Annotated in this window: 18 protein-coding genes; 14 read left to right on the top strand and 4 right to left on the bottom strand. The window is 37.9% G+C overall.

Annotated features, from left to right (window positions below):
* Position 1: 1 nt before the first annotated feature.
* Entirely contained in the window at positions 2-1,471 is a 1,470-nt protein-coding gene (locus PQ462_RS15795) for a serine hydrolase domain-containing protein (RefSeq protein WP_274250705.1), read from the bottom strand.
* 1,045 nt (positions 1,472-2,516) lie between these two features.
* On the opposite strand from PQ462_RS15795, the gene PQ462_RS15790 reads away from it, so the two are divergent.
* Positions 2,517-3,698, top strand: coding sequence for an IS3 family transposase (locus PQ462_RS15790; RefSeq protein WP_274250704.1), 1,182 nt, complete (start codon positions 2,517-2,519; stop codon positions 3,696-3,698).
* On the top strand, positions 3,695-4,147 hold the full coding sequence (locus PQ462_RS15785; RefSeq protein ID WP_223704571.1) for an IS3 family transposase: 453 nt from the start codon (positions 3,695-3,697) through the stop codon (positions 4,145-4,147). Before PQ462_RS15790 ends, PQ462_RS15785 begins: the two co-directional genes overlap by 4 nt.
* A 568-nt stretch (positions 4,148-4,715) precedes the next feature.
* Here the strand turns inward: PQ462_RS15785 and PQ462_RS15780 are convergent.
* From PQ462_RS15780 to PQ462_RS15770, 3 genes are all read right to left on the bottom strand, one after another.
* The gene (locus tag PQ462_RS15780; RefSeq protein WP_262902428.1) at positions 4,716-4,838 is read right to left on the bottom strand and encodes a hypothetical protein; all 123 of its coding nucleotides are present in this window, start codon (positions 4,836-4,838) and stop codon (positions 4,716-4,718) included.
* Between the two features lie 684 nt (positions 4,839-5,522).
* Positions 5,523-7,031 carry a sensor histidine kinase gene (locus tag PQ462_RS15775; protein WP_184161238.1) on the bottom strand — a complete coding sequence of 503 codons (1,509 nt, stop codon included), beginning with the start codon at positions 7,029-7,031 and terminating at the stop codon, positions 5,523-5,525.
* A gap of 114 nt (positions 7,032-7,145) precedes the next feature.
* Positions 7,146-7,439 (bottom strand): TIGR03643 family protein, encoded by a 294-nt coding sequence (locus tag PQ462_RS15770; RefSeq protein WP_219071213.1) that lies wholly within the window; start codon positions 7,437-7,439, stop codon positions 7,146-7,148.
* Positions 7,440-7,684: 245 nt separating this feature from the next.
* Here PQ462_RS15770 and PQ462_RS15765 point away from each other — a divergent pair, with 245 nt between their 5' ends.
* From PQ462_RS15765 to PQ462_RS15710, 12 genes are all read left to right on the top strand, one after another.
* Positions 7,685-8,368 (top strand): SDR family NAD(P)-dependent oxidoreductase, encoded by a 684-nt coding sequence (locus PQ462_RS15765; protein ID WP_274250703.1) that lies wholly within the window; start codon positions 7,685-7,687, stop codon positions 8,366-8,368.
* 12 nt (positions 8,369-8,380) lie between these two features.
* On the top strand, positions 8,381-9,793 hold the full coding sequence (locus PQ462_RS15760) for an SDR family oxidoreductase (protein ID WP_184160468.1): 1,413 nt from the start codon (positions 8,381-8,383) through the stop codon (positions 9,791-9,793).
* Positions 9,794-9,980: 187 nt separating this feature from the next.
* Positions 9,981-10,487 (top strand): response regulator, encoded by a 507-nt coding sequence (locus PQ462_RS15755; protein WP_184160470.1) that lies wholly within the window; start codon positions 9,981-9,983, stop codon positions 10,485-10,487.
* Between the two features lie 454 nt (positions 10,488-10,941).
* Positions 10,942-11,700 carry a LuxR C-terminal-related transcriptional regulator gene (locus PQ462_RS15750; protein WP_274250702.1) on the top strand — a complete coding sequence of 253 codons (759 nt, stop codon included), beginning with the start codon at positions 10,942-10,944 and terminating at the stop codon, positions 11,698-11,700.
* 235 nt (positions 11,701-11,935) lie between these two features.
* Complete coding sequence (locus tag PQ462_RS15745) at positions 11,936-13,513, top strand: hypothetical protein (protein WP_274250701.1); 1,578 nt, start codon at positions 11,936-11,938, stop codon at positions 13,511-13,513.
* 41 nt (positions 13,514-13,554) lie between these two features.
* Positions 13,555-15,057, top strand: coding sequence for an SEL1-like repeat protein (locus PQ462_RS15740; RefSeq protein ID WP_274250700.1), 1,503 nt, complete (start codon positions 13,555-13,557; stop codon positions 15,055-15,057).
* Positions 15,058-15,074: 17 nt separating this feature from the next.
* On the top strand, positions 15,075-15,971 hold the full coding sequence (locus tag PQ462_RS15735; protein WP_274250699.1) for a hypothetical protein: 897 nt from the start codon (positions 15,075-15,077) through the stop codon (positions 15,969-15,971).
* A gap of 7 nt (positions 15,972-15,978) precedes the next feature.
* Entirely contained in the window at positions 15,979-16,899 is a 921-nt protein-coding gene (locus tag PQ462_RS15730; RefSeq protein WP_274250698.1) for a hypothetical protein, read from the top strand.
* 219 nt (positions 16,900-17,118) lie between these two features.
* A complete protein-coding gene (locus PQ462_RS15725) occupies positions 17,119-17,358 on the top strand; it encodes a hypothetical protein (protein WP_274250697.1) in 240 nt (79 codons plus the stop codon).
* Positions 17,359-17,562: 204 nt separating this feature from the next.
* A complete protein-coding gene (locus tag PQ462_RS15720) occupies positions 17,563-18,015 on the top strand; it encodes an Hsp20/alpha crystallin family protein (RefSeq protein WP_274250696.1) in 453 nt (150 codons plus the stop codon).
* A gap of 67 nt (positions 18,016-18,082) precedes the next feature.
* Positions 18,083-19,237, top strand: coding sequence for a cation:proton antiporter (locus PQ462_RS15715; protein ID WP_274250695.1), 1,155 nt, complete (start codon positions 18,083-18,085; stop codon positions 19,235-19,237).
* A gap of 994 nt (positions 19,238-20,231) precedes the next feature.
* On the top strand, positions 20,232-21,836 hold the full coding sequence (locus PQ462_RS15710; RefSeq protein WP_274250694.1) for an arylsulfatase: 1,605 nt from the start codon (positions 20,232-20,234) through the stop codon (positions 21,834-21,836).
* Positions 21,837-22,258: the final 422 nt, after the last annotated feature.

The following is a 22,258-nucleotide window of genomic DNA, read 5'->3' as shown; positions in this document are numbered from 1 at the left end:
TTTACTTTATTTTTTGAACTTTTACATTTCGGGTATCAGTAAAACCATCAACAAGATCATTTTTATCTTTTGTGAATTTATAATTCATCTCCTTTTCTTCAATATAGAAATCGAGATCAGAAGTAAAGTATAATTTACTTTTAACCGGACCATCAAACCATAAATCATTTTGCTTCATTATGATTGATACAGGACTTCCATACCAATTATATTCGCCAATATACTTTTGCATTTCAGTATTTGATAATGTAATTGTTTTTTTTATTGCAGGATTGTAAAAATCTTTCCAATCATAAACAATCCCGACACTATTAATAATTTCCGAAGAAATTCCCGGATTTCCAGAATTAGTCATGATAACAACCCCGTTTCCATTTTCAAGACTTCCAATATATTCTGATATAAATCCTCTCGTTCCTCCATTATGTGTAAAATATTTTTCATCACCTTTTTGTTTTATAAATACGCCAAAACCACTTTCAGGATCGATGTATGGAGTCAATCTTGTTTTGGTCAATTCCTGAGAAAGCACCTTATTAGATTCTCCTTTTAAGGAAAGCTGTGTTTCAATAATATATTTAGCAAGATCAGTTGAATTGGTCCAAAGTCCGGCTGCTGCTTTCTCAGGGTAAATATAAAAACTGTCTTCAACCATTTCAATTCCATCTGCTAAATAACCTGAAGCAGCCAGCTTTAGTTTGCCATTAGGTATAGGCTGATCAAAAAAACTTTGTGTCATTCCCAAAGGCTTTAACACACTATTCAACATATAATCTTCATATTTTTTCTTTGTAATATCAGTTACAATTAATTGTGATATTGTTATCGCACCACCAGAATACTCGGAAATTTTGCCCGGCTCAGATATTGAACGCACTGCTTCTGAATTAGCTGGTTTTGTTCCATCCAATATATTATAAATGGAAGGAATCTCTTGCCCTTTTTTGTAACCGCTGTACCCATGTCCAGACAATCCAGCCGTATGGCTTAAGAGATTTGCGATTGTTATTTTTTTGTTTTTTGATACAGAATCATAAGGAAATTTCCATGATATTAAATAGTCATTTATATCGGTATACATATCTAATTTCTTTTCCTGGGCTAATTTTAAAACACCAACACCGTTTAATGATTTACTTATTGATCCTGCCTGAAATAAAGTCTTTGATGTAACAGGCTCTTTTTTTTGAACATTTGCCCAGCCATAAGCTTTAACCCATTCTATTTTGTAATTTTTTATTACTGCTATGCATAATCCGTTTACGTTATATTTAGCCATTCTTTCCTTAATAGAATATTTTGAGTTATCTTGATTTTTAACCCAGGGAACTAAATTATTTTCTACCTGAATAATTTTTTCCTCAACACGCTCTTTTGAGATGTTTTTTTTTGTTTGGGCAGTTATTTTTGAAGATATAGAATTTTGTAAAAAAATAAAAATGCTGAGTATAAAAGGAAAAGTCTTTGACATGATATTGTTTTGTTCGTAATATTTAATGAATTATATCTTTGAAGTCTTGATTTAAAGTTATACAAAATAAATAATATTTCTTACAAATACATATTTTTTATATCACAAACTTATGTTTTATCTGAAGTAGAAATAATTAGTGCTTATATATTGTGAATGTGGAAAAATTAAACTGATACAGATATAAAGTTTCCATTCTTTTAAAATTGAAACTTTCAGATCTAAACTATTTTCTGTTATAAAATGGTTATACAGTGCGTTTGTCCCGATCTAGAATTTTGGCGCCTTCTTTTAAGATATTCCGCTCCAGTCTGATGTTTTTGAGCTCTTTTTGAAGTCTGGCTATTTTCTTTCTATCTCAATAAGGACTTTTTCTCTGTAGAGGGCAAACTTTCATTCTTGGAAGAGATTTTTCCAGTGGTGCAGGCTGTTTTTTTCTGCTGCTTTCGATACTGTAAAAGTTACGTGCTTTATTTTGCCAGGTGCTGTAAGAATCATAAGTAGATTTCAAATGGCTTTAAACAGAATCCGCCTTAACTTTTTGTGGCACTTTTGGAGACAGCTCCACATCTAAAAGTGTTACGATTTTGCTGTAGAATTTTTTGTTCCGCTTAAAAAAATGAAAAGCAGTATAAAATAAAAAAACCTGCAAATCTAAGACTTGCAGGTTTCGTGGGGAGAGCAGGATTCGAACTTAAGTCTGGAATCCCGCTTATTTGCTGCGTTATGTTTATTTTAAAACTGTTGTTGCCACGATTTTGCCATAAAAATAAAACTGTTAATTTATTTTGCTAATGTTTTGATTTTTAATGATTTGTCCTGCTGTTTTGCTGCTGTAATTCTTTATGCTGTAAATATAAGTAATTTTTTATAAAATTGATTGTTTTGTCCTTTTTTTTAAATTGTATAAAATGTCTAAATAAATTCAAATAAAAAAAACTCTTAGCTTCTTGCGGCAAAATTAAAAGCAGCTCAAGATAAAGTATGATGTATTTTAGTAACTTAGTTTTCAACTGACCGGAAATCTGATAAAAATTTTTAAGTTATGGCAAAAATATATAAAAGATATGACCGCATTTTTAAAGAGAGAGCTGTTGGTTTAATCGATGAAAAAAATACGTTGCAAGCAGCAGCAGATGAACTTGGAATAAGATCCAGCATGCTGTGCAGATGGAGAAAAGAATATCAAAAATTCGGACAGGGAAGTTTTCCAGGTATAGGATATGACAGGTATCATCCCGATGATCATAAAGTTTTTAATTTAAAAAAGAAATTAAATGAAGCGGCCCTGAAATATGAAATTTTAAAAAAAGCATCACCATATCTTTATCAGGGAAATTTAATGATTTATGAGTTCATAAGAGAAAATGAGCGCAGTTATTCCATACTAAAAATGTGCAGCATTTTGGAGGTGGGTTACGGCAGATACCACAGGTGGAAGAAAAACGGCATTTCTTTAAAACAGCAGCAGACAGCTCTTTTTAAAGAAGATCTTAAATCAATTTTTTTTTATTTTAAAAAACATTACGGACGCAATAAAATTACAAAGGAACTTCATAAGCTTGGTTATGTTATATGTCAGGAAAGGGTTTCTTTCTACATGCGGGAGTTAGGCCTGCGCCGCATAAAAAAAAGAAAATTTAAGCCTACTACGGCTTCTAAACATACTTATTACACAGCTCCAAATATCCTGGACAGAAACTTTCAGGTGCATTCCCACTCCCAGGTATGGGCATCTGATATTACCTATCTTCAGACTACAAAAGGTTTTTTATATCTCACCATCATTATTGATCTGTATGACCGTAAAATAATAGGCTGGAACCTAGGCTCAAGTCTCGCCGGTAAAAATACTACTCTGCCGGCTCTCAAAATGGCGGCGACAAACCGGACTGCAGCTGAGGGGCTCATCTTTCATTCTGACAGGGGTGTTCAGTACGCCAACAGAGCCTTTTCTAAGGAGCTGTCTTCCTATAAGTTTATAAAAAGCATGAGCCGTAAAGGATGCAGCTGTGACAATGCTGTATCGGAAAGCTTTTTCAGTTCGCTGAAAAGAGAGTTAATAGATCCGAGAAATAGCTTATTTACCCGCAGAAAGATGCGACAGGAAATATATGAATTTATTGAAAACTGGTATAATACAAAGAGAATTCACACCTCTCTGAATAATAAAACGATAGAGCAGTTTAATAACGATTATTACTTAGAAACAGGGATTAGAATATGAAGCAGGACAATAAAATAAGTGCTGCAGATCTTTATGCTGCCAGTCTGGAACTAGAGATTAAAAAAGCAGAACTGAAGTTTGAAATCTTGAAAAATGCCGGCAGCTGCATTTCGAAGAAGAAAGACGTGCTTTATGATTTCATCCTGCAGAATGAAAAGCGCTACTCCATCCGGTTAATGACCGAAGTTTTAGGAGCCAGCAGGTACTGGTATCATAAATGGAAAAAAAATCCGCTTAATGAAACAAAGCGCAGAAAGATCTTGATGCATCAGGAAATAACCAGACTCTTCTTTGCATTTGAAAGACGTTACGGGAGCGAAAGAATTGCTGTGGAACTAAGGCATGCCGGGCATAAGATATCTAGTAAAACGGTTAGAAATTATATGCGGGAACTGGGACTTTCAGCGAGAGGCAAAAAAGAATTAACCGGGGTGCGGATCCGCAGCTGATACTGTATGCTGTTTTGAAGTGCCAGTGTGATGGATATAAAAAATATGTAATTTAAAATCATAAACTGTTAGGAATCGAAGCAGCATTAGGGTAAATTTGTCCTATAGTACGTAAGGTAAAAAAAGCTTTTTTAATCAGGAAAAAAAGAGGGAACTGGCGGGTTTCGTCTGAAGGTGGATGATGCTCAAGGAGGATATGAGAATCTTAAATTCCGGTGTGCTTGTTTCTTGTCTTTTTCATAAACTATAAATTTAATTCTTTTTTTCCTTATAATTATAGTTTCAAAAAAACAAGCTATGAAATAACTCAATTTCTGGCATCGGTTGAACAACAAGAAATATATAAGACAGTAGGATGCTAATACAGTGTCGAACCTAAGCTTTTTAGAGCCTTATTTTGCTGAAGTTTTAACTTTTTAAAATCCAAATGTGCCACGATTCTGCCACAAAACTTAAAGCAATAACTTGACGAACTTTTTATGCTAATAAAATTTCGACCGATCCTCACGAATATTACTAATATCAAGATTTTAAATATTAAAATAGATTGCTACAAAATCTAAATTGGTTATAAATTTTCTTCTTTTTCATTTAAAAATTTTCGTACTGCTACATCTGCTATTTTAGCAAGAAATTTCAAAATATCTGTTGCTTCTTCAAATGTCACATTCATTCCTTCATCATTAAGCATTTTTTGAGCTTCCAGAAGCGTAATTAACTATTCAGGCAATTCCATTTGATAAGGTAGAACTACATCAATAGCAATCCTATATAATTGAAAGACCAATAAATTTTCCAAGTAATCAATTTGTGGAAAGAAGTCATACAGAAAATATTGGCATACGAATTAATAAGTAATTACCAAAAAACTCTTTGCCTTTATATCTCATCTTGTCTAAAGAACCAGTCTTAAATTTAGACTTTATTATCTATAATGCTATGGACATTGTATTAACGTATAAAAATTACCAATTTACTGTTGATTATAAATTAGATTTTGATGTCATAGGCAAAATTGTAATTTATAAAGAGCTAAGGATCTACTGCTCATTTAGATTTGCTGATGAGCTTTAGTTTTCTCCTTTCTGCTTTTATGATGAGCTCAAGATCTGTTTACCGGTTTCCTCAAGCTATGGCTTAGGGCTTCTTTAAAATGCAGAAGATCATCTCAGATCTATGCTGCCAGTTGTATCTTATAAGATCCTAATATTTTGATATATGAAAATGGTGTTAGGTGATTAGCTGTAAAGCTAAATAAATTTATTTTACATAATTTGTAGAAACAAATCTTAACCAATATTGGACCATCACCATTATAAACTCCATCTGAAGTTAGCAATAATACACAATGAAAAATAAATACAAAGAAAGTTTCTTAAATTGTATCCTCTGTTTGCCTTAAGGGTAGGGTAACCGTAAATTCAGCGCCGTTGTCCTTTTCCCCGGCTGCAGTTATTTTACCATTATGCCTTTCGGCAATCTTTCTGCACAGGGCAAGTCCAAGGCCGTTTCCCTCATACTCATCTTTGGAATGAAGTCTTTCAAATGCCGTAAAAATCTTTTCTGCAAATTCTGCATCAATTCCAATACCATTATCCTTTATTTTTATCTGTACAAAATCATGGCCGTTACTATTGATGATACTGCTTGTTATTATAACTCTTGGAGGCTGGTCCGCTTTGGAAAATTTTAAGGCATTTTGCAGGAGGTTATAGAAAAGCTGGTTAATTAAAATCGGCGCTCCCTGAATCTCGGGAAGATCAGAAGTAACTAAAATAGCACCTTTTTCCTTTATAATCAGTTCTAGATCTATTTTTATATCTTCAATCACCTCATTGAGATCTATGGTTTCGATATGCTGTAAAGTTTTATCCAGGGTCGAATAGTTCAAAATTCCTTCTATAATGTTTTCCATTCTCTGGGCAGACTGGCTTACTTTATGAAGGTATTTTTTAGATTTGTCATTAACATTGTCTTCAATATCATTTCGTAAAAGAGTATTGAAAAATTTAATTTTTCGTAACGGTTCGCGAAGATCGTGGCTCACTACACTGGCAAAATGCATCAGATCGCTATTAGAACGCGTGAGCTCATTTGTACGGCTTGCGACCTGCTTTTTTAGTTCCTCCTGAAATTCCTTATGCTCGTGTATATCCTGAACAATCCCGATGATGGTCTTTGCAGACCCGTCCTTGTCCTTGATAATCTTTCCATTGATTTTAGCCCAGCGGTAGGAGCCGTCATCATTTAAAATCCGCGCCTCATAGCATATTTTTCCGGTTGCCTCAGCCTGCTGGTGTGCTTTTTCGCGCGCCGGGAGGTCCTCTGGATGAAGTTTTGCAATTAAATCGTCATTGGTTGTTTCGCTTCCAATGGAACAGATCGTATTGAAATTTGCTGAAGTCTTGATTTTTTTGGTTTCAAGGTCTATTTCATAACTTCCTATCCCGGAGCTTTCTATGGCTATGGTTAATTTTTCATTCGATTTCAGGGTTTCTTCTTTTGCTTTGTGCAGATCTGTGATGTCGGCGCCGGTATTAAGCACGCCATAGACTTTTCCATGCTCGTCAAAGAGCGGAATAAAACTATAATTAAAGTAATGTTCGGTCATAATCCCCTGCATGACCAAATCTACTTTTTTTCCTACAGCATGAAAGGCAGTTCCGGTTTTAAGAACGCCAAGCGCCTCATCGAGAATCTGCTGGTTTTCAATTTCTGGAACGACACTGAGATAGGTTTTTCCAAGTACATCATTTCCTTTGCCCCATGTTTTGATCATGGCATCATTGGCCAGTGCAATTTCTAAATTATCTCCCACATACACTCCGACGGGAAGAGGGATAGCATCAATTATATTTTGTAGAAGCCCTGGATTACGGTACATAGCGTTAGATTTGATTGGTATAGTTTTAATGGCGAAGCTATTGGCTTTTAAATGTTTATGGTTACATGAATTCTGCATTTTGTATCATAATTCCAATAATACAGCTGATTGTTTCTATTGTTTCTGCTTCGATTTTTTGTTATTGGAAATGACCCGCTGCTCACTGCACTTAAAGCGTTTAATTGCGTCACTGCGTTTCCGCTTATGTTTTGTTTGACAGTTTTCTACTCTTTTACGCCAAAGTATATAGCTGCCGGGTTTGAGTTCCTTCTTCATTAAAATTTTTACATCAGCTTCCTGAAGCTCAAACTGATATGCAATGGCCTCAAAAGGGGTTCTGTCTTCCCATGCCATTTCAATGATTCGGTCCAGGTCACGATCGGGAAATTGCCGTTTTAATTTTTTCATAATTGTATTTTTTGAGGGATTCCCAATAGCGAATTAAGCAGAGCATAGCTAATTTAGATAAAATAATTTTTATTTTGTTTAATATTTATTTAAAATAGTTAAACAATTATTACCTTTAACATTAAGATATCATCTTATATGGAATACCCCTTTAGCTTTTTTGATAATTAATAAATAATATCTTATTTTCTTGAAAATCATAGCAGAAACAATCAGAACGGTTATTTAATTCTAATCTTTAAAAAATGAAAACTATTGTAATTGTTGGTGGCAGTAAAGGAATCGGTAATGGTGTTTTAGTGCAGCAGCTGGAAAATTATAAGGTTATTAATATCAGCAGGGTAGCTCCCGATATTACCCATCCAAACTTAATTCATTTTTCAGTTGATGTGCTCCGGGATCCTTTGCCTGAATTTGAAAGTATTGATGCCCTGGTGTATTGTCCGGGGTCCATAAACCTGAAACCCATTTTGAGCTTAAGTCTTGATGATTTCAGAAATGATTTTGAAATTAATGTGGTGGGCGCCGTCAAAGTGATTCAGCATTATCTGCCTGCATTAAAGAAAGGAAAAAATCCTTCGATTGTTTTATTCAGTACTGTTGCGGCAAAATTAGGAATGCCTTTTCATGCCAGTGTAGCAACAGCGAAAGCTGCCGTTGAGGGACTCGTTAAATCACTCGGCGCTGAACTTGCCCCGTTAATCCGAATCAATGGTATTGCGCCGACTATTACAGAAACTTCTTTGTCCGGATCTATTTTAAGAAACGACCGGATGAAAGAAAATATGATCGAACGACACCCTTTGAAAAATTACCTCAAACCCCATGAGGTTGCCCGTATGGCAGGATATCTTATCTCTGAAGATGCAGCATCAATTTCAGGTCAGGTTCTCTCAATGGATTATGGTTTGGTAAGCTTTAAATTGTAAAACAGCTCAAAAATGAAAATTCTTTTAACAGGCGCTACAGGTTATATCGGCAAGAGGCTTTTGCCCTTGTTACTTGATCATGGAAATGAAGTAATCTGCTGTGTCAGGGATAAAAACAGGTTTTGTTTTCCTGAACAGTTTAAAAATAAAATAAAGGTTATCGAAGTTGATTTTCTGGATCCGGAAAGTCTGAAGAATATTCCCAATGATATAGATGCCGCTTATTACCTGATCCACTCGATGTCAGGAGCTTCTAATTATGATGAACTGGAAAGTATTTCTGCAAATTATTTCATTGAAAAAATAAACCAGACAAATGCAAAACAAATTATTTACCTGAGCGGAATTGTAAATGACCAATCATTATCCAAACATTTATCCTCAAGAAAGGCTGTAGAAGAAATTTTAAAAACCGCAGCAGTTCCATCAACTGTACTCAGAGCGGGAATTATAGTAGGATCAGGAAGTGCTTCTTTTGAAATAATACGCGATCTGGTGGATAAACTCCCCATTATGATTACCCCAAAATGGCTCAATACGAAATGCCAGCCGATTGCGATCAGCGATGTTTTAGAATTTTTAATCCGATCACTGTTAAATCCATTAACGTATAATGAAAGTTTTGATATCGGGGGACCTGATATATTGACCTACAAAGAAATGCTGCTGGAGTTTGCCAAAGCAAAAAAACTCCAAAGATATATTTATACAGTACCGGTGATGACTCCAAAATTATCGTCTTACTGGCTGTATTTTGTGACGTCAACTTCTTTTAAGCTGGCCTCGGCGTTGGTCAGCAGTATGAAAGTGGAAGTCGTCTGCAGCGATAACAGGATTAATAGTTTACTGGCAGTTACACCTATCTCTTACAGACAGGCATTAGAAAGGGCTTTGAAAAAGATTAGTGATGATGATATTATTTCAAGCTGGAAAGATTCACAAGTAAGCGGGCAATTCAAAGGAAATGTTTCTCAATATTTAAAGGTTCCTAAAAAAGGCTGTTATATAGACAGAAGAAAAAGAACAATTATAAACAGGGAATATACAATTGCAAGAATTTGGTCAATAGGCGGAGAAACAGGATGGTATTATGCCGACTGGCTTTGGGATTTGCGTGGGTTCATCGATAAGATTTTTGGCGGTGTGGGGACCAGAAGGGGAAGAACACATAAAAAGGAAATACATGCAGGAGATGCACTCGATTTCTGGAGGGTTGTATACGCCAATAAAAAGGAAGGTAAATTGATTTTATATGCCGAAATGAAACTTCCGGGTGAAGCCTGGCTGGAATTTAAAATAATCAACAATACCTTATATCAGGCTGCTACTTTTAAGCCGCGCGGACTTATGGGCAAAATATATTGGTATTCTGTCTTGCCATTCCATGGTTTTATATTTGATGGAATGCTTAAAAAACTAATTTAAGGATACAGCGGACAACATGGGCTGGCACCGGACTGTATTACGGCAGGGAATTGTACTGGTATAGTCTTATTTTTAATATTCTGCAGTTTAAAAGGGTTTGTAAAATGAGATCCTGGGAGCATCTTTTGCAGCATATAATTTCATTTGGACATTTTTAGTACATTTGGACATTACAAAACCGCTTGATATGATAAGTGCTGAGAATCCGGATGCTGAAAGCCCAAAAGAAAAAGAGCCGGTAAAAATTCTGCTGGCCGAGGATGATAAAGACGACCAGGAATTGTTTATCGATGCCCTGGATGAAGCGCAGATTGCTTCTGAGGTAACGACCGTTGAAAACGGGCAGGAGCTCCTCGATACCCTCAGGGATGAATCCCAGAGCGATCCCGATATTATTTTTATCGATGTCAATATGCCCGTTAAAGGAGGAAAGCAGGCGCTGGAAGAAATAAAGGGAGATAAAGAGCTTCGGGACATTCCTGCCGTTATGCTGTCCACCTGGGATCATCCTGCAGATATTGAAGATACCTTTGATAAGGGGGCGGACCTCTATGTCCAGAAGCCCAATTCTTTTAATGGCTTTGTACTGGTACTAAAGAAGGTCTTCTTTCTGCACTGGGCCAAAGCTTTATTGGGTCCGGTTAAAAATTTATTTTTTGTTTCTGAAAAGAATATATCTCGCGGGGACTCCTAAGTGCTCTTACCAGTGTTATCTAAAAGTTTTGAACCTAAACCTGTTAGACTTTAATTTTATGGATTTCTTGTTTTCAAAAACACCATGTGCCACGATTCTGCCACAAAACTTGGACTTATGAAATATTTCTAAAAAACCGCCTTAGCTTTTTGTGGCAAAATAAGGTATCAACTCCAATAAATTATAGGTTTAAAATACAATAAATTGATAGTCGGAATTTTAAAATGTTGATGCACATTATAAAATGAAACCTGTTTTTTGAAGATGGCAATTGGGCTGGTGCAAATAATTCTAAGAAATGCCGGAATGAACATTGCAGTAAGATGCAAAAGATACATAATCTATTATAAAGGGTGGGTTCAATGATTATTTTTGATTTAAAAAGGCAGAAAACAAATAAGTTAACCATTTTTTTGCTTAATTTGCTTTAACAAATTATTAACAGTAGTGTTTTATGATTTCCCAGATCCAGAATCTTCATGATGTATGGCTGCATAACAGAACGGTTCAGACAGGGGATGCGCCGCAGCTCTCTTTTGAGAATCTGAACAATTCCATCATCAGTACGGGGCCTTTCTATTTTTATATCATTGATTTTTACGATATGTCGCTCTCCCATATCAGCCCCTCTATAGCCGATATACAAGGGTATCTGCCTGAGAGCGTCACCCTTAATGACATCCTTGACGGAATACACCCCTCGGATCTAGAATTTGTGACCAGGGCTGAATTGTTTCTGACCAAATTTTTTTCTGAAAAGGTGGAGAGGGAAAAACTGCTGACCTACAAGATCAGTTACTGCTACCGCGCCAGGGCAAAGGACGGTGAATATGTGCTTTTCAATCACCAAGCCCTGATGCTGACCATGGACGAGAACGGCGGTTACGGCAAATCACTCAATATCCATACCCGTATCGACCATATCAGTAATTTCAATACCTATAAGATATCGCTGATCGGACTCCACGGGGAGCCTTCCTTTATGAATCTAAGCCTGGAGGAGCAGGAAAAGACACCTTTAAGGAAGTTTTCCAAGAGAGAAATAGACATCATCAGGCTTCTGGCAGTCGGACTGGGTAATGCAGCCGTTGGAGAAAGACTTTTCATCAGCCCTCTTACCGTGAAAAAGCACCGCACCAACATACTTGTAAAATCAGAGTCTAAAAATACGGCGGAACTCATCCAGAAATGCATACTTCAGGGAATCATTTAATGGTGCCCAACTTTAAAATACTCCTTTTGGAGTATTTTTTTTGCCTTCTGGTTGCTTTAGTTTTGCTTACAAGCTCTGGTCTTTACAAATTCAAGGACACTCAGGCTGTCTTTAGGGAGACTGGGAGGTGAACGGAACCTAATAAGGGATTTCTTCTAATGGACCGGAATCAGCGGCGGGAATTCAAAATTTGGATTCCGCTGGGTTTTGGCAGCAATCAATCAGAAAATCATAAATGAGAAAAAAAGCCTTCTGTTTGTTTTTTTTGGCATTCTTTGTCCTGGGTTACACCCAGCGGAATCCGCTTCGGAAAATCGTCGGCACACACCAGCTCGATGCAAGATTTACCTTTTCCATTGAAAAATACTGGTCTGGAGTTGCAGATGAGGAGTCCTACTACATTTTTGTGACCAACAATACTGCCGATGAATACATGCTCGAAATTGAGTTTGACCTGACATTGAATTGTTATGATGTCAAACCCCGAAGACTTGGTGTAAACGGCAAAGTATACCTGCCGCCCTTCGGTGAGCAGAAGTATGAGGGAAACTACATGATCACTTCGGATAAAGAAAAACAGAAATCCTGCCTGATTGCGGAAGGTAATACTTATACGCTCTACAGAGGCCACACCTGGCAGATTCTCAGCAAGGTGAATCTCACCCAGGCAAAAGCATCGGAACTCAAAAAAAAGCAGGAGGATGAAAAAAACCGGCTTGCCAGAATTGAAGCCGACAAAAGGGCGGCGGAACAAAAACTCAAGGAACAGCAGTCCCTTCAGGACAGCAGAAAGCAACAGTTTTCGGGCAGTACTGCAGGGCAGAACAGCACAGTGTCCTCAGAACCCGGCCGTACTGTCAAGAGTGCGCTGATCAAAACAAACAGCGGGGAAACCGTAATGAGGGATGCCAGCAATGATATCCAAAACATGTCAGGGACCGTACGGGTAAACGGCGAGGAGATGAAGGCTTTTCAGCAGAACGGAAAGAACTATATCCAGAGAGCAGACGGGACTGTCAAGGAAACCACCCCGCAGAGTTATGATGCCATACAAAATGCTTCGCGCAACAATACGGCAAAAAAAGCGGAGATGGAATCGCAGGCCGTTGCTGCACAAGAACTTCAGGCAGCCCAAAACAAAGCCAGAGAAGAAGAGTTCAAATCCAGACAGGCCATCAGGGAAGCCAAAACAGAAATGACCATTCAGGCTGTCGGCGGAGCCTTATCACTGCTGGGAGAGTTGGCCGAGGAACGCAGAAGAAAAAAGGAATACGAGCAGCAGCAGCGAGAAGAACAATTTGAGCGAGAACGTATAGCCGAACAGCAACGGAAAGAAAAAACGGCCCGGCAGCAGAAAATAATAAATGAGCTCAAGCAGGGTGCGGTGCCCTTATCCTCGGATCAAGTGGAAAAACAGCTGCTGTATTATTATGCAAGCAGTGCTGATGAAGCCTCCCTTAAGAGCGGCAGTCCCCTGATCAATCTTACCAATGTATTTGCCGTTGCCCGTTATACAGATGGTACATGGCCCTACACGATCAATATCAAAAATGATATCCAAGAAATTTTAAAAACCAAACAGGTTGTGCTGACCGGATACTTTACCAGTAAAAATGAAGCGGAGGCCGCTTATTTAAATTTCAGAAAATCGCTGGAGGCTTTGGAGTTCAAGATCTCGGTATTTGAATACAAAGGAAGACCCGGTGCGGAGAATGATCTGGAGCAGGATTCATGGAATACAAGAGCGGTGAAGAAAAACGGCAGTGCCAAAGGAAAGGAAACGGACTTTTTTGAAGAGCCCGATATAAAATGATATTAGAGAGGTAATTGATGAATTAATAGAAAATGAAAATTATGAAAAAACTTTACTTCATCCTGTTGACAACGGTACTTTGTCAAGTGATGTACAGCCAGAATTCAGTGGCACAGTTAAAATTTGAGGATGCCGAACAGGCTTATACGGTACAGGATTACAAAAAGGCAATACAAAAATTGGAGGAAGCCGAAAAACTCCAGAAGAAAACCACCCCAAAAATACTTTATCTCAAAATAGCCGCGCGCAATAAGCAGCTTCAAGCAAAGGACAATCCTTCACTAGAAGAGATCTCGGTTATCAAAACAGAAATAAACACCTATCTGAAAAATTACGGCAGCAGCGACGACAAATACAAAGAGGTCTTTGAGATAGGAGAACAGTTCAAAAATATACCAGTCAAAAGTACAGATCTGAAAGAAGCTGGTAAGGGAAATGTGGAAGCTGGGCTTAAGATCGCTAAAGTGTATCTGGATCTGGGAAATTTCAAACAGGCACTGGCCCTGTATCAAAATCTGGAAAAAAAAGGCAGCGCCATGGCGGCCTGTAAAATGGGTTTTATGCATGAATATGGCAAGGGAACCAAGGTGGACCCTAAAACCGCAATGGAATTTTACAAAAAAGCAGCAGCGCAAAATGCCCCGGAAGGCAGCCTTGGGATGGCGTATCTGTATTTTTCAGGAAAAGGGACACCTAAAAACAAGGAAAAGGCCTCTGAACTGTATGCAGCTTATCTGCCTGCTGTAGAGAAAAAAGCAGCTGCGGGTAATGTGGATGCGATAGGCACTATGGCCTTTCTGTATTTTACCGGTGCCGGGGTGTCACAGGATTTCACCAAGGCTTATGAGTGGACTTATAAGGCGGCTTTATTAGGAGATGGGGAATCAATGTGCGCTGTGGGATACTGCTGTCAGATGGGTTTCGGGGTGAAGAAAAACTTTGAAAAATCCATTGAGTGGTTTGTAAAATCTGCTGAGCAGGGCTATTCCCAATCGATGTATTATCTGGGGGCGGCATATTTTGGAGGAGTAGGAGTGGAAAAAAACGACCTTACAGCAATGGACTGGTTCAGAAAGGGATCCCAGATCGGAAATGCCAAATGCCTTGAAAGCCGTGGGCTGTTTTATATTCAGGGAATCGGAACCGCGGCCGATCCGGCAATAGGGGTGCAGTACCTACTTAGAGCGGCCGATCAGGGGAGCAGGGACGCGCTGGTGCTGCTGGGCAATATGTATCGTGACGGCACTGGTGTTGCAATAAATTACGGCACTGCAAGGGGATATTATGAACGTGCGGTGGAGGAAGCTGATGATATTGCGGCGCTAAGACATCTGGGCTTTCTGTATTATGAGTTTGACGGTTACGGAAACAGCATCGATTATACCAAAGCGGCCGAGTGCTTCAGCAGGGCGGCGGCTCAGGGTGACGGTCCTTCCATGAAGCAGCTGGCGATGATGTATAAAAAAGGACGCGGGGTTAAGAAAGACAAGGAACTGGCCAAAGAGTGGAGCACCAGAGCAGAAACAGCAGCTATTAAGCAGTAATATTATACGCTATCATCATGAAAAAACATTTTATTATTCTAGTATTTTTGATCCAGTCTGGTTTTGCATACTGTCAAAACAATCTTGCCAATGCGAAATTTGAAGATGCGCAGGAGGCTTATGCAGTACATGATTACAAGCTAGTTCTGTCAAAGTTAAAGGAGGCTAAAACAATTTTAAAGACAAGCAGTGAAAAAATCATGCATCTTCAGGTAATGGCGCAGACACAAATGGTAAAAATGGATCCCGGATCCAATTTTGAACTGATACAGGCTACTAAAAACCTTGCCGGAAAATACCTCAAGGATTATGAAAAAACGGCCAGTGCGTTGAATTTCAAGGAAGTGTACAAGGCAGAAAGCTACCTCTCTGACTTTGCCGTCTCCAAGGAAGAGTTTCAAAAGCAGTTCCAGGTACTGGAGACAAAAAAACAGGAGCAGGCGGAGAAGCTTAAGGAAAACGAGAACGTTTTTATGGACTATAATTATTTTCCGGAGTATACCTTAGGGCTTACCGTTGAAGAAATGCTCAAGAAACATAAAAACCTCAAAAAATACAAGGAAGTTCTGATGCAGCGTAAATTCAGCTATTATACCCCGACGTTCACTTTTAAAAACAATAAGGTGGACGGTTATTCTGCCTTTTTGGACAATACCAACGGCGTCTACGGAGGCTCTGTGGAAAGAACAGACGCGGAATGTGAAAAGTATCTTAAGTATTTTACCAAAAAATTTATGTTTGCCCCGGAGGAGAAGACTGAATACATCAAGGAATACAGTCTGGCTTCGACCACTTACATCTGGAAGAAAAACAACAAAACCTTTATGCTGAACAAAACGCATTCGGTGATGGACAGGGATGTTTATATGGGACATATCACAATAGGCTCAACAGATGAAAATCTCTCCAAATAATTTTTTTATGAGGACTGATATACCGCTCTGCCGCATTTTTCTCTTTGTGTTTTTTATTTGCGGATTTGCTGCTTCTGGACAGGACAAACTGGCCAGACTGACCTTTGAGCAGGCCCGGAAGTCCTATCATAACAAGGAATATGTTTTAGCTCTGCTGCAGTTGGAGCAGACCGAAAAAAATCTCGGTGATACCAACGCCGCGATCGTTCATCTGCGGATTCTGGCCCTAAATTCAATCGCGGCGTCCCGCATTGAGGATCAGACCGACCGGATCCAGGAATTAAAACAGCAGATTAATTTTTACTTTAATAATTATGCATCGCTGCCCCACCAGAAAAAGCAGTACCAAGAGATTTTGGATATCGCCGAGAAAATAAAAAGCACGGCCGGCAGGGCGCAGATAAGCAGGATGGAACAGGCTAATAAAGAAACAGAAATAAAAAGGTCCGAGCAGGAGAAGACAGGAATGGCTGAAAGTCTTGAGTTTGTCAAGGTTTTGGAAGAGAAATATAAATTCCGCATGAATGCCGGCACGGCTGCATTTTTGAAAAACAATCCTCAGGCTGTCAAGCTCTTTTCGGTGAAGCCCTTAAAAAGCGGTGATCTGCTGTACTATCAGACCCCCTTGCAGTCAGGTGTTCCTTTTCCGCAAGGAGCATATGCTGCCAGAGTCAACAAGGAGGACAACGTGATATACTACGCTGTGATCATCAATTCTGCAAAAAAAGATTTCAAAGCATTGGAACAGGAGTTTAAAGCCATCGTGGATTCCGTGCAGCAGGGAGTATCACCGGATTATTTTGATTTGGAAGAGGACAACAGCAGACTGGTGCTGGCTGTCCCCATGGCAGATGAAATTATACAGTTCGACTATTTGGATATCAAGACGTGGAAAGCCATTCTGATTACTTTCAAATCAGAGCTCTAGGACAGCTCTTTCTAATATTAACCATATTCTCTTTCCATAATTAAAAAGGAGCAGACTTCAGGCAGCGGGGAGAAAATATCCTTAACACTTTTGGGTTGTTTTCGCAGCGGATGGAAAAACACCAGGCAGCGATGCTGAAATTATTTATAGATTCAGGTACAGAAAGCATAATGGAAAAGAGGACCTGTTAAGGATACTTTTTAAAATCTATAAAAAAAAGTGCATTCAGGAAATACGGCTTCAAATTCAATAACCTGGAATCATCCACGGCTGATGTACCGGATACTTCCAAAGGAATGTCTCATTAATATTAAACGTACCGTATCATCGATAATGCAGCGCAGTCCGATATTGAAAGAAATGATTGAAAACGGAGAAACTGGAATTGCTGCAGGATCACACGACATTATTACAGGTGAAGTGACATTTTTTTCTGAAAGTATTAGATTCAGATTGTAAAAAGCAAGGACAGCAGATTCGCTCAGTATTGAATTAAGCAGTGCTAAATAAAGAATTCGTAGTAGATTAAAAATGACATTTTTTCATAGTGAATAATGAAAAAATGTCAGAATTAACCCCTGGCATATTATTTGTTTTTTTCCTTTTGCGCACCTATGTGCAAGTTCAAAAATTTATTGTATAACAATTTTAAAAATTACTGTTATGAATCTTATTAAAAGAAACGGAAGCCATGTGCCGGCTTTCCAACGCTTGTTTTTTGATGATGTTTTTGGCCGCGATCTTTTCAATTGGGAAAACAACAATTTTTCAACCACAAGCACCACACTGCCTTCAGTGAATATTAAGGAAACTGATGAGAATTATGAAGTGGAGGTTGCCGCTCCCGGCATGAGCAGGGATGACTTCAAGGTTACCCTTGATAATGGACACTTGCTTATTTCTTCCTTTAAACATGAAAACGTAAATAAAGAGCAAGAAAATTACACCCGCAGAGAGTTCAGCTACCAGTCTTTCCAGAGAAGTTTTGTGCTTCCCAAAAATGTCGTGGACGAAGATAGAATTCGTGCCCGATACGAAAATGGAATTTTACTGCTGTCTATTCCAAAACTGGAACAGGCTAGACAAAAGTCACCAAGGATGATAGAGATTTCTTAAAAACTTTTATGAATTTTTTATTGAAAGCTGCCCCATAAAGGCAGCTTTCTTGATAATAATTTAAAATATGCTCTCACAATTATTCTCGGGGATTGCTGTGCTTTCCCTTATTGTCTTATTGTTGATTTTATTGCTTCGGCGGTTAAAGCAGCCTTACTTTATCGCCTACATAGCGGCCGGTGTGCTTTTAGGTCCTCAGGTATTTAATATTATCCACAAACCTGATGTGATATCAGAGCTTGGTGAGATAGGGATCATTATTATGATGTTTTCTATAGGAAGCGAGATTGACCTTCAATATCTCACGCGTAATTTTTACAAGCCGCTGTTGATTTCAGTTGTTCAGATTGTGCTTAGTTTTATCTGCATGTATTTTGTTGGATCATATGCAGGATGGGAAATGACAATAATTGTACTGACTGCTTTTACAATCAGCATCAGCAGTTCGGCCATTGTATTTCAGTATCTAGCCAGAACAGGCCAAATTAAAAGTCAGCTCGGCATGATTACCTGCGGTGTATTATTAATGCAGGATATATTGGTTATACCTATGATGCTGGCTTTGAATTTTATGTCAGGTACCGCTGTATCAGCAGTTCAATTGATAAAAGTATGCGCAGGAGGCGTATTAATGATTCTTTTTTTGAAAGGGGCTCTGACTAAAAAACTTTTTAAAATTCCGATGCGCAAAGAGATTACTGCTGACCATGAACTGCAGGTTTTTATCGGCTTTAGTATCTGTTTCACAATGGCCTGGATCAGCGGATGGTTTGGCTTGTCTACTGCCTTTGGTGCTTTTGCTTCAGGAATATTAATCGGGCATGATAAGGCAACCCGCTGGCTGGGCAGTTCCCTTATTCCTTTTAGGGTATTTTTTATGGCTTTCTTTTTCTTAGCTGTAGGACTGCAGTTAGATATTAATTTTTTTATTCAAAATACAGGTACAATTATATTGATTTCATTTTCAGTACTCTTTATAAACAGCCTGATTAATACCATTCTTTTTAAACTGACTAAGAACTCCTGGCGGGACAGTTTATATGCAGGGGCACTCTTATCGCAGATAGGGGAATTCAGTTTTATTTTAATGACCATGGCAGCTTCTTTAAAATTAGTAGAAAATTATATGTATCAAATAACTTTGGCTGTAATTACTTCAACTATGATGCTGACTGCAATCTGGCTTATGATTATCCAGCGGCTGATTTTCAGGCTGAAATAGAAGGGAAAGATTGTTTTTTCTTTTGACCTGCAGGGCTGTAATTTCTTTTTCTGGGAATTGGTTTTTTAAAAGGTCCGAAGAAAAAATATGCCAGTGATCAATTGATTGCACGCGGCCTGTCTAAGATAATATAAAATTGCTATCAGCATCATAAAATATACTGTGATTGACAATGTTTATTTCTTAGGAGCTCTTCCGGCTGTGCGCTGCAATCTTTGCGGTGAACCCCGCAGCAAAAGATTTTACTGCTATCGGTGCCGAGGATCCTCAGACGTGCTTTTTGTCTTAGAAAACTGCAATTCAAACCCGCTTTTTGCACTTCTAATCAACAGCCAATCCCGTATTAAAGTGATGCAGTAAACATAGCATGCGGCGGGGCTTTAGATTAATAAAAAAACAGAAGGTTGTAATAAAAAAGGCGCCGAGAGTAACAGGACAAATTTCTGTAAAATTTTTGGACGATTTAAAGAGATTGTCATGCTATATTTAGTGTCTGTTTTTGATTGGCTGTAAGAATTTGGTCCGGATGCCCTGTTGGGGATTGGTATAAAAATCTATTTGATTTTTTAAGACAGCTTATACAGAATCCGCCTTAGCTTTCTGCGGCACTTTTACAGGCACCTCCAAAAGTCGATGTGCCGCGGTTTTGCCGTAAAACTTTGCCTTGTGAAATATCTTTAAAATATCTTAGGTTTTATTGGACAAATTGAAAGCAACCATAAAAATCACTCTATTTTGATTACTCAATAGACTATTTTTTAAAATTTTTGCTTTTCAAATTTGATTTTTCAAGAATATAAAATTGGTTCCAATTTTCACTTTACTGTTTCAAATTATAAAATGCAACCATTTACTTTTTATCGGTATTGGCTCTTTATTTAAATTTATAGTTGCTTTAAATGTTGACTGCTTGAATAAAATTAATCAAAAGCAATTTTATAATTCCATGCAAGGAAAATCTTTTAATCTGTTGTATAACTTTAAATCTACTATTATGAAAAGAAGAAAGCATTTACTATTTATGTTGGTACTTTCGCTATTTACGTGCGTTTATATTAATGGTCAAACTGCGAAAAGCCCGAATATTATAATTTTATTATCAGATGATACTGGATGGGGAGATTTAGGACCTTATGGCGGTGGGGAGGCAAGGGGAGCAGCAACTCCTAATATTGACCGCATGGCTAATGAAGGAATGCAGTTTTGGTCCTTTTACGGACAGCCAAGCTGTACGCCCGGAAGAGCAGCATTAATAACAGGAAGAATTCCAAACCGTAGCGGTATGACAACCGTAGCTTTCCCTGGCGATGGCGGAGGTTTGCCAAAAGCCGAATGGACGTTGGCTTCTTTATTAAAACGTAAAAATTATAATACCTTTTTTGCCGGAAAATGGCATCTTGGCGAGGAAGATTATTCTATGCCAATTGCACAAGGTTTTGATGTGATGAAAAATGTAACATTATATCACTTAAATGCTTATACATATACAGATCCAGATTGGAATGCTGACATGCCAGATGATATTAGAGCGACATGGGTTAAAGGAACCAAAGGTGCTTTAGAAGGAGAAGCTGGAAAACCATATAGAGAAGTTAGAAAAATAGATGGAAAAGTGATTCCGTTTTTGGATCAGTATACAGAAGAAGAATCTCTAAAATGGCTGAAAGAAAATGCGAAAAAAGACAAGCCTTTTTTTATGGAAATTTCTTTTGCTAAAAACCACCAGCCTAATTTACCTCACCCAGACTATGCTGGAAAATCTGCAGGTAAAAATAAATACGCCGATTGTATTGTTGAACTTGACGCAAGAATTGGCCATATTATGGATGAAGTTCGAAATCTTGGTATAGCCGAAAATACTTTAATCATTTATACAGTTGATAATGGTACATGGCAGGATGTTTATCCTGATTGTGGCTACACTCCGTTTAGAGGAACAAAAGGAACGGATCGCGAAGGAGGTAGCCGTATTCCAACTTTGGCATGGTGGCCTGGAAAAATTAAAGCAAATAGTAAAAATAGTGACATTTTAGGAACACTTGATTTTATGGCAACATTTGCCGCTTTGTCTGGACAGGAATTGCCGGCGGTAGACAGAGAAGGAAAACCAACAATTTTTGATAGTTATGACATGTCTCCGGTTTTATTTGGAACGGGTAAATCAAAACGAACAATGTGGTTTTATTTTACAGAAGATGAATTATTGCCAGGAGCAATAAGAGTTGGAAAATTCAAAGCAGTCTTTAATTTACGTGGTGATAACGGACAAGCGACAGGAGGTTTAGCGGTAGATTCTAATTTAGGCTGGAAAGGGGCGGCGAGTTATGTAGCAACTGTACCACAAATATTTGACTTATGGGCAGATCCGCAAGAGCGCTATGATTTATTCATGAACAACTTTACAGAGAAAACATGGTTCTTGCCAACTATTCAGAACATTATTGGAGAATTTGCAAAAACCTATGAAAAATATCCACCTCATGTAGTACAAAGTAACTTATATCCTGGTCCAATTACTATTGATAATTATTTGAAGCTTAAAGAGGCACAAGAGAAATTAAAATCCATATCAACTGCTAAAAGAAGCGGTGGTGGATGATAAAATACAAAGTGAAGATTTAAAAATTATTACTTAGCTGATACTATGTCAGTGATTTGCTTTAAGAAGAGCTAGCTATACTTACAATTAAGTAACTGGCTCTTTTTTATGAGGTATCTATCTGAAAGAAGAATATAATCATACTATATAAAAAATATACTCTTATTTATTAGATTATGCAGGCTCCGTAAATCTGTAAGTGAGTAAGGCAAGTTATTATTGAATCTAAAAGTTTCGAAACTAAACAGCTTAATCTTTGGTTTTGTTGACTATTTGGTTTTCAAAAGTGCTATGTGCCACAATTCTGCCACAAAACTTAGAATGGTAAAATATCTTTAAAAATCGCTTTAATCTTTTGTAGCAAAATTGAAAGCAGCTCCAGTCTGTATTTTGTAATATGATCTCTTTATTTTTTATAGGTT

This window comes from Flavobacterium sp. KACC 22758, assembly GCF_028736135.1.
Classification (GTDB): Bacteria; Bacteroidota; Bacteroidia; order Flavobacteriales; family Flavobacteriaceae; genus Flavobacterium; species Flavobacterium johnsoniae.
This window is presented reverse-complemented; position numbering and strand designations above follow the sequence as displayed.

Coding starts and splice junctions, on each gene's coding strand:
- PQ462_RS15795 (WP_274250705.1), bottom strand. CDS start 1,471: ATGTCAAAGACTTTTCCTTTTATACTCAGCATTTTTATTTTTTTACAA.
- PQ462_RS15790 (WP_274250704.1), top strand. CDS start 2,517: ATGGCAAAAATATATAAAAGATATGACCGCATTTTTAAAGAGAGAGCT.
- PQ462_RS15785 (WP_223704571.1), top strand. CDS start 3,695: ATGAAGCAGGACAATAAAATAAGTGCTGCAGATCTTTATGCTGCCAGT.
- PQ462_RS15780 (WP_262902428.1), bottom strand. CDS start 4,838: ATGCTTAATGATGAAGGAATGAATGTGACATTTGAAGAAGCAACAGAT.
- PQ462_RS15775 (WP_184161238.1), bottom strand. CDS start 7,031: ATGTACCGTAATCCAGGGCTTCTACAAAATATAATTGATGCTATCCCT.
- PQ462_RS15770 (WP_219071213.1), bottom strand. CDS start 7,439: ATGAAAAAATTAAAACGGCAATTTCCCGATCGTGACCTGGACCGAATC.
- PQ462_RS15765 (WP_274250703.1), top strand. CDS start 7,685: ATGAAAACTATTGTAATTGTTGGTGGCAGTAAAGGAATCGGTAATGGT.
- PQ462_RS15760 (WP_184160468.1), top strand. CDS start 8,381: ATGAAAATTCTTTTAACAGGCGCTACAGGTTATATCGGCAAGAGGCTT.
- PQ462_RS15755 (WP_184160470.1), top strand. CDS start 9,981: ATGATAAGTGCTGAGAATCCGGATGCTGAAAGCCCAAAAGAAAAAGAG.
- PQ462_RS15750 (WP_274250702.1), top strand. CDS start 10,942: ATGATTTCCCAGATCCAGAATCTTCATGATGTATGGCTGCATAACAGA.
- PQ462_RS15745 (WP_274250701.1), top strand. CDS start 11,936: ATGAGAAAAAAAGCCTTCTGTTTGTTTTTTTTGGCATTCTTTGTCCTG.
- PQ462_RS15740 (WP_274250700.1), top strand. CDS start 13,555: ATGAAAAAACTTTACTTCATCCTGTTGACAACGGTACTTTGTCAAGTG.
- PQ462_RS15735 (WP_274250699.1), top strand. CDS start 15,075: ATGAAAAAACATTTTATTATTCTAGTATTTTTGATCCAGTCTGGTTTT.
- PQ462_RS15730 (WP_274250698.1), top strand. CDS start 15,979: ATGAGGACTGATATACCGCTCTGCCGCATTTTTCTCTTTGTGTTTTTT.
- PQ462_RS15720 (WP_274250696.1), top strand. CDS start 17,563: ATGAATCTTATTAAAAGAAACGGAAGCCATGTGCCGGCTTTCCAACGC.
- PQ462_RS15715 (WP_274250695.1), top strand. CDS start 18,083: ATGCTCTCACAATTATTCTCGGGGATTGCTGTGCTTTCCCTTATTGTC.
- PQ462_RS15710 (WP_274250694.1), top strand. CDS start 20,232: ATGAAAAGAAGAAAGCATTTACTATTTATGTTGGTACTTTCGCTATTT.